This window comes from Pseudomonas kairouanensis (assembly GCF_004682055.1).
Taxonomy (GTDB): domain Bacteria; phylum Pseudomonadota; class Gammaproteobacteria; order Pseudomonadales; family Pseudomonadaceae; genus Aquipseudomonas; species Aquipseudomonas kairouanensis.
Window position 1 is genome coordinate 110416 of record NZ_QUZU01000004.1, and the last position, 12127, is coordinate 122542.

The 12127-nt window shown below is 60.0% G+C and carries 12 protein-coding genes; 4 read left to right on the forward strand and 8 right to left on the reverse strand.

The window, feature by feature from the left end:
* The first annotated feature begins 194 nt into the window (after positions 1-194).
* The 3 genes from DYL59_RS05415 to DYL59_RS05425 all read left to right on the forward strand — a co-directional run bounded on the left by DYL59_RS05415 (position 195) and on the right by DYL59_RS05425 (position 2745).
* The gene (locus DYL59_RS05415) at positions 195-374 is read left to right on the forward strand and encodes a DUF6026 family protein (protein ID WP_135288254.1); all 180 of its coding nucleotides are present in this window, start codon (positions 195-197) and stop codon (positions 372-374) included.
* Between the two features lie 160 nt (positions 375-534).
* Entirely contained in the window at positions 535-2277 is a 1743-nt protein-coding gene (locus DYL59_RS05420; protein WP_135288255.1) for a phosphoethanolamine transferase CptA, read from the forward strand.
* A 264-nt stretch (positions 2278-2541) separates the two neighbouring features.
* The gene (locus DYL59_RS05425; RefSeq protein WP_135288256.1) at positions 2542-2745 is read left to right on the forward strand and encodes a hypothetical protein; all 204 of its coding nucleotides are present in this window, start codon (positions 2542-2544) and stop codon (positions 2743-2745) included.
* A gap of 76 nt (positions 2746-2821) precedes the next feature.
* On the opposite strand, the gene DYL59_RS05430 is transcribed toward DYL59_RS05425, so the two are convergent.
* From DYL59_RS05430 to DYL59_RS05465, 8 genes are all read right to left on the reverse strand, one after another.
* Positions 2822-3313: a GNAT family N-acetyltransferase gene (locus tag DYL59_RS05430; protein ID WP_135288257.1), complete on the reverse strand. Its 492-nt coding sequence runs from the start codon at positions 3311-3313 to the stop codon at positions 2822-2824.
* Positions 3314-3398: 85 nt separating this feature from the next.
* The gene (gene zapE / locus DYL59_RS05435; protein ID WP_135288258.1) at positions 3399-4514 is read right to left on the reverse strand and encodes a cell division protein ZapE; all 1116 of its coding nucleotides are present in this window, start codon (positions 4512-4514) and stop codon (positions 3399-3401) included.
* A gap of 8 nt (positions 4515-4522) precedes the next feature.
* On the reverse strand, positions 4523-7180 hold the full coding sequence (gene pepN / locus DYL59_RS05440; protein ID WP_135288259.1) for an aminopeptidase N: 2658 nt from the start codon (positions 7178-7180) through the stop codon (positions 4523-4525).
* 13 nt (positions 7181-7193) lie between these two features.
* Positions 7194-8024, reverse strand: a complete 831-nt coding sequence (locus DYL59_RS05445) for a DUF2797 domain-containing protein (protein WP_135288260.1) — start codon at positions 8022-8024, stop codon at positions 7194-7196.
* Positions 8021-8281, reverse strand: a complete 261-nt coding sequence (locus tag DYL59_RS05450) for a YeaC family protein (RefSeq protein ID WP_135288261.1) — start codon at positions 8279-8281, stop codon at positions 8021-8023. The genes DYL59_RS05445 and DYL59_RS05450 overlap by 4 nt, the downstream gene beginning before the upstream one ends.
* Before the next feature lie 14 nt (positions 8282-8295).
* Complete coding sequence (locus DYL59_RS05455; RefSeq protein ID WP_135288262.1) at positions 8296-9165, reverse strand: rhomboid family intramembrane serine protease; 870 nt, start codon at positions 9163-9165, stop codon at positions 8296-8298.
* A complete protein-coding gene (locus tag DYL59_RS05460) occupies positions 9162-10136 on the reverse strand; it encodes a metallophosphoesterase (RefSeq protein ID WP_420359267.1) in 975 nt (324 codons plus the stop codon). The genes DYL59_RS05455 and DYL59_RS05460 overlap by 4 nt, the downstream gene beginning before the upstream one ends.
* The gene (locus DYL59_RS05465) at positions 10133-11023 is read right to left on the reverse strand and encodes an NAD(+) kinase (RefSeq protein WP_003217892.1); all 891 of its coding nucleotides are present in this window, start codon (positions 11021-11023) and stop codon (positions 10133-10135) included. Before DYL59_RS05465 ends, DYL59_RS05460 begins: the two co-directional genes overlap by 4 nt.
* A 143-nt stretch (positions 11024-11166) precedes the next feature.
* Between DYL59_RS05465 and DYL59_RS05470 the strand changes: the two genes are divergently transcribed.
* Positions 11167-12114, forward strand: a complete 948-nt coding sequence (locus tag DYL59_RS05470; protein WP_135288264.1) for a DUF1853 family protein — start codon at positions 11167-11169, stop codon at positions 12112-12114.
* The last annotated feature ends 13 nt before the right edge of the window (positions 12115-12127 follow it).

Genomic DNA, 12127 nt, shown 5'->3' on the forward strand with positions numbered 1-12127 from the left:
GCATATCCCTGTAGTTTCATGACAAAAAGTTGCCATCGTTTCAGTATCACCGCCCCAAAAGTCACACGACCATCAAAAATAAAAAAGTTCCCTTACCCCCAAAAAGAATTCATCATTGCGTCCGACTGCTGCCGAGAACCTCGACTCAAGCGTTCTGGCACACCGCGACACACCGGCTATTTGCGAGGTAAGCAATGACCACTGCACAGATGACCCGTCCTCCACAGACCCTCTACGTCACTATCCGTCGGGATGAGTTGCGCCAGTTGAAAGACGAGCGCGAACAGTTGATGCAGGAAGTCATGCGCCTGCGCTCTCACCTTCTGCAGGCCCAACTGGATCAACCTTCCAGCGCGCAGCCTCTGCTCTGCTAAGCCCGGTCATCACTTTGTAAGATAACGGCTACATAAATCTCACAAAGTTTTCACACGCCCCTCCCGATACTCCCGCCCCCAAGGGCCACCCCATGCAAGGGTGGCCTCTGTTGCGTGCATCCCTGCGCGCCGACTGAAAATGACCGGGTTGGAGCGCTGGATGGCGATGTTCAAACGCAGTACCACGTCTGCGAAAGGCTTTGATTGGGCCGGCCTGGGCTGGCTGTTCGTGTTTTTCTGGTATTTCTCCGGCATCACCCAACTACTGATACAGCTGAGCGGTACCTCCGGGTTCAGCGGCTTCCGCCAGGCGTTCTTCGTGAGCGCGCTGTGGTTGGCGCCCGTGCTGGTCTTCCCACGCCGAACGCGCTTGCTTGCCGCCTTGATCGGTGTGGTGCTGTGGGCCTGCTCCATGGCCAGCCTGGGTTATTTCTTTATTTACCAGCAGGAATTTTCCCAAAGCGTCATCTTCATCATGTTCGAGTCGAACATCTCTGAAGCCAGCGAATACGCCACTCAATACTTCGCCTGGTGGATCGTGCTCGCCTTCATCGCCCACACGGCGGTCGCCATTTTCCTGTGGACCCGTGTACGCCCGGTCTATATGCCGCGCAGCCAGGCCCTGCTGGCGGCTACCGCGATCCTGGTGGCCATCGTCGGCTACCCGCTGGTCAAGCAGATCGCCCGCAGCGACACAATGGAAGATGCCATCGACCGTTTCGAGGCACGTATCGAACCAGCCGTGCCGTGGCAGATGATCGTCGGCTACCATCGCTACACCCAACAGCTGGACAACATGCAGGACATGCTCGACAGCGCGAGCCAGATCCCGCCCCTGACCAACCTCAAAGACAGCATGGCCGACCAGCCCTCGACCCTGGTGCTGGTGATTGGCGAGTCCACCAACCGCCAACGCATGAGCCTTTACGGTTACCCGCGCACGACCACGCCGGAACTGGACAAGCTGCGCGACCAATTGGCGGTGTTCGATAACGTCATCACCCCGCGCCCCTACACCATCGAGGCGCTGCAACAGGTACTGACGTTCGCTGACGAAGAAAACCCAGACCTGTATCTCAAGACGCCGTCGATTGTCAGCGTGATGAAACAGGCCGGCTACAAGACCTACTGGATCACCAACCAGCAGACCATGACCAAACGCAACACCATGCTCACGACCTTTTCCGAACAGGCTGACGAGCAGGTGTACCTGAACAACAACCGCAACCAGAACGCCCGCCAATACGACGGCGATGTGCTGGAGCCGTTTTCCAAGGCCCTGGCCGACCCGGCCGAGCGCAAGTTCATCGTGGTGCACCTGCTGGGCACCCACATGAGCTACCAGTACCGCTACCCGCCGACGTTCGACAAGTTCACCGACCGCCAGGGTGTGCCTGCCGGGGTCAGTGACGACCAGTTGGCGGTCTATAACAGCTACGACAATGCGGTGCTGTACAACGACTTTGTGGTATCGAGCCTGATCAAGGATTACGCCAAGACCGACCCGAATGGCTTCCTACTGTATTTGTCGGACCACGGCGAAGATGTATTCGATTCCGCGGGCCACACCACGCTGGGGCGCAACGAGGGTAAGCCAACGGCGCCGATGTACACCATTCCGTTCATGGCCTACGCCTCACCCAAATGGCGCGAAACCCACGACTGGAAGTTTGCCGAAGACTTGCAGCGGCCCTACAGCAGCTCGCAGCTGATCCATACATGGGCCGACCTGGCGGGGTTGAGTTTCAATGAACTGGACCGCAGCAAAAGCTTGGTGAGCGACAGTTTCAAGGCGCGCCCGCAGATGATCGGCAACCCGTACCTGCGCCAATCGAAGCCCTTGATCGACTTCAGCATGATCAAGCCCAAGCCGGTGACTGGCGCAGACCTCGTACTCAAGTAATTTACTGTCCCTGGGGTATTTGATAAAAAATATTTCAGGGACAGCGACACTCATCTTCGTGTTATCGCGCTGCAACCGCTTTAGTTCAACACTTGCGCGAACCTCAACGGTGTTAACCTCGCCCTACAAGCCCCGAAACTTAACGACGTTGTTAAGTTTCGGGGCTAATCACTTAAGCTTCGCTTAATAAAGTCTCCACATAATCGGCCCCACGAGTCTGATCAAGCGACCAGACACCGATCACACTTCATGGGAATACCGACGATGAAACTCTCGACGCTGATGCTTGCCGGCCTGATCACCCTGACCTCTGCCGCAGCCTTCGCTGAAGGCGGTTCAGAGCGTTCGAACGCGTACTACGCCAACTTTAAGTTCATGCAAAACATCGCCAACGACAACGCCAAACAAACCGCTTCCACGGATGGCAAACCGTTAAAGGCCGATGGCGCAGAACAACCTAAAAGTTGATAAGTCGCAAACCACTCTGCCATTCCGCTCCGTTGGCAAAGTGCAACTTGGCGCCATGTAATGGCGCCTTTTTTATTTACAGCGACTTACTCCAAAACATCATGGTGCCGTAGGCCGGATCAAATACTGAATGATCAAACCCGAACTTTCGGTAGGCAGACTGCGCCACTTCGTTACCCTCCAGCACCTCAAGGGTTATCTTGCAGCAGCCGCGCTGCCGGGCAATTTCCTCGACCTTCTGCAGCATTTTCTGACTCAGGCCCAAGCCGCGAAACTGGCTCATCACCGCCACGTCATGAACGTTGACCAGTGGGCGACAGGCAAAGGTTGAAAACCCTTCGAAACAATTCACCAACCCCGCCGGCTCGCCATTCACAAAGGCCAGTACGCTGAAAGCGTGTGGGCGCTTGGCGAGTTCGGCGGGCAGTTGTTGAAGCAAGTCCAGGGGCAGGCTGTGCCCACCGCCCATTGGGTCTTCTGCATAATGGTTGAGCACGCGGCCAATGGCTTGAGCGTGCACAGGGTTGGTGTAGCTGGCTTGCAGCACCAGGATATCTGGGGTGTCCATTTCCGTCCTCGATCACGACTACAAGGGATCGATTCCCTTTGAAGGACACGATTGTATGCGTGCCGTTGAGGGCTGATGAAGGAGATTAACGACAAATATCCGCGTGAAAACGCTGCAACTGCATTTCCTGCAGGCGACTCAAGGTCCGGCGGAATGGAAATTCCAGATAACCTTCTGTATAGAGGCGCTCCAGCGGCACCTTGGCGTCAATGAACAGCGGCACCTTGCGGTCGTAACACTCGTCCACCAGGGCGATAAAGCGACGCACACTGTCATCGTGCACCGACAGCGCGGGCAACTCACGATCACCGGCGACCACCCGTTCGGCACCGTCTTCAGTGCCACGGGCAATCCGCCCCGGACGCTTTTGCGCGCTGAGGCTGGGCACTTCACCCAACAGGATCGCTTTGAAGCGGTCACACAACAGCATGAAATCCATGGCTGCCAAGGGTTGCTCACACAGGTCCGCATAACGGCACCAAAGCACCGTATCACTGTAGTGCTCGGTATTGATCGAGCGATGCCCCACCATGACCGACCCGCTGCGAACGACCTGTCCTTCGGTCATCCGCTTGAATACTGCGGCGAGCGCTTCGGGCTGATCCACCCAATAGCGCTGCACGCCGGTACCGGGATGCAACCGATGATCCTCCCGACCGTCCACTGGCACCACTTGCATATGCTGCTTGATCGCCGCAATGCCTGGCAAAAACCGCTCTCGGTTGAAACCATCGGCATACAGCTGATCAGGTGGTAGGTTGGACGTGCACACCATCACTACGCCCTCCTCGAACATCACCTGGAACAATCGGCCGAGAATGATCGCGTCACCAATGTCATTGACGAACAACTCATCAAAGCACAGCACGCGCACTTCCCGGCTCAGTTCCCTGGCCAGTGCCTGAAGGGGGTCGTGGGTGCCGGTAAGCTGGAACAGGCGCTGATGCACCCATGCCATAAAGTGATGAAAGTGCTGACGCCGCGCTGGCACCTGCAGGCTTTGGTAGAACTGGTCCATCAACCAGGTTTTGCCACGGCCCACCGGCCCCCACAGGTACACACCAGTGATGGGCGAACGCCCCTGATGCAGCGCCTCATGACAGACCTGCAGCACCTCAACCGCCCGGCATTGGGCCTCGTCGGCGACGAAGCCCTGTTGGGTGACGGCGTGCTGGTAGGCCGCCAGAGGCGAATCAAACACCGTGCAAGTTACGCAAGGCTCTTGCTGACCACTTCAAACACATCGCTCGACAGCTCACCCGAGCCACGAATGCGCTCCAACTCGGCCTTCATCAGCGCCTGGCGGGCATTGTCGTATTTGCGCCAGCGGGTCAACGGTGCCAATTGGCGCGAGGCGATCTGCGGGTTGAACCCGTTCAACTGGATCACCAGGTCCGCCAGGAACCGATAGCCCGAGCCATCGGCCGCGTGGAAGTTGATCAGGTTCTGCCCGGCAAACGCGCCGATCAGGGCACGCACCTTGTTCGGGTTCTTGAGGGTGAACGCGGGGTGCTCCATCAGCGCCTTGACCCGCTCCAACCCGCCCGGCAAGGGGCTGCCGGCCTGCACGCTGAACCACTGATCCATGACCAAGGGGTTGTCCTTGAAGTTCTCGGCAAACACCGCCAAAGCCTGGGTTTTTTCCGTTTCGAACGGGGAGTTCACCAGCACCGCCAAGGCTGTCAGGCGCTCGGTCATGTTGTCACTGGTATCAAACTGATCGAGGGTCGCCGCCAGCACTTGTGGCTTGCCGCTGAGCATCAGGTAGGACAGCGCGATGTTCTGCAGGGCGCGACGGGCAAAGTGCTCGGCCGCAGCCACATAAGGGGTCGCTTTTGACAGCTCGCGGTTGGCCTGGTATCGCAGCCACAGGCCTTCGAACAGGTGATCGGCCAGCTGTTTGCGCGCAAATTCACGGGCCGCGTGGATAGCGTCCACGTCGGCCACTTCACTGATTTCGGTCAGGTAGGCTTCGCCCGGCAACGACAGCATTTCCGCCACCATCGCCTGGTCCAGTGTCTCATCGCTCAATACGGTGCGCAGTGCATCGATCAAGCGCTGATCCAACTTCAAAGGCTGGCCGGCCTGGTGCTGGCCGATCAATTCCTGCAACACCTGCACCGACAGTTGCTGGCCGGCATCCCAGCGATTGAAGCCATCGCTGTCGTGCTGCATCAGGAACATCAACTGGTCGCGGCTGTAGGGGAAGCTCAGTTTCACCGGCGCCGAAAAACCGCGCAGCAGCGAAGGCAATGGCTGTTCAGCAATATCGACGAACGTGAACGTCTGCTCGGCCTCGGTGACCGAGATCACGCGGGACGTAGCGCCCGCAGTGGTTTCACCCGCCAGGCGCAGCGCAATACCTGCGCCCTTGCCGTCCAGCAAGCCCAACGCCACTGGAATCACAAACGGCAATTTTTCCACTTTATCCGGGGTTGGCGGGCAGCTTTGACGGAACGTCAGGCTGTAGGTTTTTGCCGCAGCATCAAAAGACTCGCTCACCACCAAACGCGGGGTACCCGCCTGGCTGTACCAGCGCTTGAACTGGGTCAGGTCGGCGCCATTGGCGTCTTCCATGGCCTTGATGAAGTCATCGCAGGTCACGGCCTGGCCGTCATGACGTTCAAAGTACAGGTCGCTGCCCTTGCGGAAGCCTTCGGCGCCCAGCAGGGTGTGGAGCATGCCGACCACTTCCGAGCCCTTTTCGTACACGGTCAGGGTGTAGAAGTTGGAGATCTCGATAAAGCTGTCCGGGCGCACCGCGTGGGCCATGGGGCCGGCGTCTTCGGCGAACTGGTGGGTACGCAGGTACGCCACGTCCTGGATGCGCTTGACGGTGGCCGAGTTCATGTCGGCAGAGAATTGCGAGTCACGGTAGACGGTGAAGCCTTCCTTGAGCGACAGCTGGAACCAGTCGCGGCAGGTCACGCGGTTACCCGACCAGTTGTGGAAGTATTCGTGGGCCACAATCGCCTCGACCCGCTGGTGCGCGGCATCGGTAGCGGTTTCGGCACGGGCCAGCACGGCGCTGGAGTTGAAGATATTGAGGCCCTTGTTCTCCATGGCGCCCATATTGAAGTCGTTGACGGCGACGATCATGAAGATGTCGAGGTCGTACTCCCGGCCGTAGGTTTGTTCGTCCCAGCGCATGGATTTTTTCAGGCTGGTCATGGCGTGCTGGCACTTGTCGATGTTTTCCGGCTCGACGTAGATACGCAGCGCGACTTCACGGTTGGTCATGGTGGTGAAGCTGTCTTCGACGCACCACAAGTCACCGGCCACCAGCGCAAACAGGTACGCCGGCTTCTTGAACGGGTCTTCCCAGGTCGCCCAGTGGCAGCCATCTTCACCGGGGCCGCTGGCAATCGGGTTGCCGTTGGACAGCAGCACCGGGTAGCTGTGCTGCTCGGCGATCACCGTGGTGGTGAAGGTGCTCATCACGTCCGGACGGTCGAGGTAGTAGGTGATCTTGCGAAAACCTTCGGCCTCGCACTGGGTGCAGAACATGCCGCTGGATTTGTACAGGCCTTCCAGGGCGGTGTTGGTTTCCGGGTGGATCTTTACCGTGGTATCCAGGGTAAACATCTCACTTTTGGGCTGCACCGTCAGGTGGCTGTCGGTCAGTTGATAGTCAGCGGCCGTCAGCTCCTGGTCGGCCAGGGTCACGCTCAACAGCTCCAGTTGCTGACCATCGAGCACCAGCGGCGGCAAACCCGCACCGCGCTCAGGGTTGCGGCGCATCACCAGCTGTGCGTGGACCAGGCTGTGGTCCTCGAACAACTCGAAGGTCAGGTGCGTCTCTTCGATCAGGTAATCGGGCGCCTGATAGTCCTTGAGGTAAATCATCTTCGGTTGTTCGGTGCGCATGGGTTGCATCCTTCTACTGATGCACGGCGAGCTGATAGGCCGTGTACTTGCGAATATTGATTACGCCGGTGTCGAAGATCAGGTATTGGCCCTTGATCCCCAGCAGCGTGCCTTCGGCAATCGGGTTCTTGTCCAGGTTGAAGCTGACAATCTTGGCGGGATACTGCTCCACCGGGTAGCGGATTTCTATCGGTTCAACATCGCTCACCGGTTGGATGGCCTGCAGGCCGAAGCGTTCCTGCAAGGCGTGCAAGCCTTCGGAGCACGAGGCAAGCAATTCGTCGCGCACCTGCTTGAGGTCGACCGGCTGGGCGTCGCCCTTGAGCAGTGCGCGCCAGTTGGTCTTGTCGGCCACCTGGCTGCGCAGCACGTCCTCGACAAAACCGGACTGCTGGCGGGTGGCCACGCGCATGATCGGCAAGGCTTGGCTCGCGCCCTGGTCGAGCCAACGGGTCGGCAATTGGGTCGCACGGGTAATGCCGACCTTGATGCCCGACGAATTGGCCAGGTACACCACATGATCGGTCATGCAGAATTTTTCACCCCAGCCCGGATCGCGGCAGGTACCGGCGTCGTAATGGCAACGCTCGGGGCTCATGATGCACAGGTCACACTGGGCCAGCTTGGTCATGCAGGGGTAGCAGTAACCCTGGCTGAAGCTGGTCTTGGTCTTGCGGCCGCAATGGCTGCAATGGATGGCACCCAGGTATTCCAGGCGGATATGGCTGCCGATCAACGGATTGACCGGCACCTCGGTATCGCCCAGGCGAAACGCGTATTGAACGGTCGGCTCACCGAGTTGCGCCGACATTTTGCTGACTGCACCGCGACCAATTTCAATCAATGGATCGCATCCGACTTGAACAGGATGTTTGGTACCGGCGCGGATTTGGAGGCGCATTCCTGCGGCCCCATGTAGCCGGTGCGTTCCTCTTCCGGCAGGTTCTGCATTTCCCAGGCGATCACCGCCTGCAGGGACAACTCGCGCTGCTCGGCGGTGAGCTTGCGGCCATCGGACCATTTGCCGATTTCCACGGCCAGCTTGAGGCTCTCGTAGATATCCGGGGTGATGTTTTCGATCATTTCAGCAAAAGAGGACATAAGGCTCTTCCTTATCAAATGGAGGCTTTGCGGCGGTTGTAAAGCCCGCCCAGCAAACCCGTGAGGCAACCGATAACCAGGCCGCCCACATGGGCCGCGTTGGCGATTTCACCGAAGCCGATCATCGAGACCAGCCCCGACAGGCACAGCACCAGCCAGATCAGCATCATCGCCAGCACCCCACGGGGCAGGCGATAAGCCGGGTTTGGCGAGAGCAGTTGAAAGATCCAGCAATGCCCAAGCAGGCCGTAAAGCACGCCGGACAGGCCACCGAACAGGCTGGGGCCGCCATAGGCGTATTGAGCGTAATTGGACACCAGGCTGAACAACAGGGTCAGGCCCAACAGATTGATACTGCCCTGGCGCGCTTCGATGCGCCGTCCCAGCTCCCAGTACCACATGCCGTTCATGGCCAGGTGCAGGATGCCAAAGTGGATCAGCATCGGCGTGACCAGGCGCCACCACTGCCCCGACGCGAGCGTATCGGCCAGCGGGGTGAACTGGATGTACTCGCCCAGGATGCGGAACGGCAGGAACGTCAGCCAGGCCATGGCTTGCAGGTTTTCCCCAAGCAAGGTCAAGGCGCCGACGATGAGGCTGGCAAGCAACACCCCCGCCGTGACCGGACTGTGGCGCACCTGCTGCACAAAACCTGGCCGGGCAATCGGGGCCTGCTCGGGAATATCCAGTTGCTGGTCCGGGTCACCGGCGGGGAAGCGCTGGTACAGCACCCGCACGTCCTCGCTGATGGTTTCGGGCACCCACAACACTTGCTCACCCGCTTCCTCGCTGACGCGATGGGGCACTTGCATGCGTTGCAGCAGCTTGACGAAGCCGCCCAGATCGACGCTCAGGGGCAGGCGTAATACAGCCACGGCACTCATTTGATAGCCTCGGGCCGCTCAACGTCGACCCATACGAATTTGTTCGGATCCAGGCGGGTTTCCTGGTCCAGGCGATACGCCACCAGCTTGCCGTACAGCACCGCGCTGTAATCCAGGCAGGCCAGGTTCGCGCGGATCGGCGCCGGTTTACCGCTGCGCCAGTAATGGCCGACGAACAGCAACGGCTCATCCACGCCATAGCGCAGCAAGGAGCTTTTTTCTGTGGACGACAAGGGCGTGCGGGCTACCGGCTCGGGCAGCGCATCGGGCTGGAACACGATATCGCCGTAGGTTTTCGGGTCGTCTTCCCAGAATTTGGTGCGGAAAAACGAGCGGGTCAGGCCGTCGCCACCGGTGAGCGTGAGACCATCTGGCAGGCGCATATCGGTGCCCCGCAGCAGACGGTCGAAGGCGTTGCAGGCAAAACTGCCTGGCACGGCCGCGGCCTGCACGAAGTGCTGATCGATACAGCCATCCGGGAAGGTGGCGCGCAGCGGCTGGATAAAGCCGTCATCCCAGCACGCGTGCACCACACGAAAACGCCCGGCGTCGACAAACAGCGGCATGTCGTAGAACCAGCCAAGGAAGTCGTGCCAGTCGCCAGGGTGATGCTCGAACTGGGTCAGGGTTTCGTGGATCAACCGCGCATGCCGTGGGTTGTGCTCGCGCACGAACTGTTTGCCACTGCCGGGCAGCGCGGGCGTGGTCCAGCCCAGCGCGTTGAATTCATGGTTGCCCATGATGCACAGCGCCTGGCCGGCCTCGGTCATGTCGTGGACAATATGCAGCGCCTCGCGAATCCTGGGGCCACGGTCGATGATATCGCCCAGGAACACCGCCATCCGCGAGGGGTGGCGCCAGACGCCGCCCTGCTTGTGGTAACCCAGCTGGTCGAGCAAGTGCTCAAGGGTATGAGCGCAACCGTGCACGTCACCAATCAGGTCGTAGCTACGCGCGGGATCGAGCATCAGTCGCCTCCACCCCCCAAGCGGCTGCCCCAGCCCAGCTTGGTGCGGCACACTTCGTAGTAATTGTGGTCCAGCGGGTGGATCAACCGCAGTTTCTGCGCCTTCTTGCTCACGGTGATGGTGTCACCGGGGGCACAGGTGAAATGGTTCTGCCCGTCGCAGGACACTTGCGGATAGATCTGCATGTCTTTGGACACCACGATTTTCAGCTCACTGTTGCCATCGACCACAATCGGCCGGCTGGACAACATATGGGGGTACATCGGCACGATCACAATGGCATCGAGCTTGGGATGCATGATCGGGCCACCCGCCGACAGGGCATAGGCCGTGGACCCGGTAGGCGTGGCGACGATCAGGCCGTCGGCCTTCTGGCTGCACACGAACTGGCCGTCGATATACAGCTCGAACTCGATCATCCGCGTGGACTTGCCGGGATGCAGCACCACATCATTAAGCGCATCGCCCTGGCCGATGGCTTCACCGTGACGGCGCACTTCGGCTTGCAGCAGGAAGCGGTTTTCCACCAGGTAATGGCCGTCGAGTACCTTGGCCACTTCGACTTCCAGCTCATCCGGGCGGATATCGGTGAGGAACCCCAGGCTGCCCCGGTTGATCCCCAGCACCGGCACATTGTGCCGCGCCAAGGCCCGGGCCGCGCCGAGCAGGCTGCCATCGCCGCCCACCACAATGACCATGTCGCAGACTTCGCCAAGCATCTTGCGCGACGAGGTTTGCAGGCCGTGGCCCGGCAGGATTTCGGCGATGGTGTCTTCGAGGATCACATGCAGGTGGCGTTCCAGCAGGAATTTTTTCAGCCGGCGGACGGTGTCCAACACCTGGGTACTGCCCAGGCGACCGATAATGCCGATATTGCGAAATTGCTCCATGGGGCTCCTGCGGGCTTTGGGTGTGGCAAAAACAAGGATTATGGGCGAAAGGCCGCCCCAGGCAAAATCCTTTGTCGCCGTGAAGCCTTGATGACAATGGTTCTCAGCCCCCTGGGCGGCGGTTAAACGGCTATGCTCGGACCATGACTGTGTTCCCGGATTTGCACAACCTGCCCCGCCAACTGCGCCACCCCGAGGTGCGCGACCTGGCGTGGGTGATGCTTGCCCCACCGATGCTGGCGCAGACACCGTGGTCGCAACGCCATCCGCTGGCCGGCAGCGACTGGGTGCAGGCGCCCGATCGCCTGGAGCACTGGTTGCGCACCCTGGATCAAGACAGCAGCGCCCTGCTGCATTGGCTGAGCCAGGCACGTACCCGACGCCTGGGCCTCTATTACGAGCGCTTGTGGCAGTTTGCGGTGCAGCATGCGCCAGGGGTGGAACTGATCGCCGCCAACCTGCCGATCCGCCGCGCCGGGCATACCCTGGGCGAGTTGGATATGCTGATCCGCGACCGCGATGGGGTGCATCACCTTGAACTGGCGATCAAGCTTTACCTGGGGCCGCAGGACGGCGACGGTGAGAACACGGCGTTATGGTTGGGACCGGGCTGCCATGATCGGCTGAACCGCAAGCTGGCCCACCTGGCCCAACACCAACTGCCGATCTCTGCCCGCACCGAAAGCCGTGAAGCCTTGGCGGCGTTGGATATCCAGCAGTTCGATGCGCATTTGTGGCTGGGTGGGTATTTGCTGTATCCCTGGCCTGGCCAAGCCCAAGCACCGGCGGGTGCGCATCCGCAGCATTTGCGTGGGCGCTGGTTGCATCAGCGGGATTGGCGAGCGTTTGCCAGCAGTAGCGCGCCTGGCCGCTGGCAACCGCTACCGCGCCATGCCTGGCTGGCGCCGGCGCATTACCCGGCGGATGAGGTGTGGAGCGAAGAAAGGATGCACGACTGGCTGGCCGAGCTGGACCCGATGGCTCCTGCACAGTTATTGGTGCGAATGGTTCAAGTAGGTGAGGACTGGGAAGAAGCCGAGCGGTTGTTTCTGGTGGCGGATCTTTGGCCGAATGTGCCGGGGGTTGGCTGAGGTTTTTGTGCTG

Bases quoted from the DNA above. Each gene is read 5' to 3' on its own strand.
- DYL59_RS05425 (WP_135288256.1), top strand. From the start codon at position 2,542: ATGAAACTCTCGACGCTGATGCTTGCCGGCCTGATCACCCTGACCTCT.
- DYL59_RS05455 (WP_135288262.1), bottom strand. From the start codon at position 9,165: ATGAGTGCCGTGGCTGTATTACGCCTGCCCCTGAGCGTCGATCTGGGC.
- DYL59_RS05415 (WP_135288254.1), top strand. From the start codon at position 195: ATGACCACTGCACAGATGACCCGTCCTCCACAGACCCTCTACGTCACT.
- pepN (WP_135288259.1), bottom strand. From the start codon at position 7,180: ATGCGCACCGAACAACCGAAGATGATTTACCTCAAGGACTATCAGGCG.
- DYL59_RS05470 (WP_135288264.1), top strand. From the start codon at position 11,167: ATGACTGTGTTCCCGGATTTGCACAACCTGCCCCGCCAACTGCGCCAC.
- DYL59_RS05450 (WP_135288261.1), bottom strand. From the start codon at position 8,281: ATGTCCTCTTTTGCTGAAATGATCGAAAACATCACCCCGGATATCTAC.
- DYL59_RS05430 (WP_135288257.1), bottom strand. From the start codon at position 3,313: ATGGACACCCCAGATATCCTGGTGCTGCAAGCCAGCTACACCAACCCT.
- DYL59_RS05465 (WP_003217892.1), bottom strand. From the start codon at position 11,023: ATGGAGCAATTTCGCAATATCGGCATTATCGGTCGCCTGGGCAGTACC.
- DYL59_RS05420 (WP_135288255.1), top strand. From the start codon at position 535: ATGGCGATGTTCAAACGCAGTACCACGTCTGCGAAAGGCTTTGATTGG.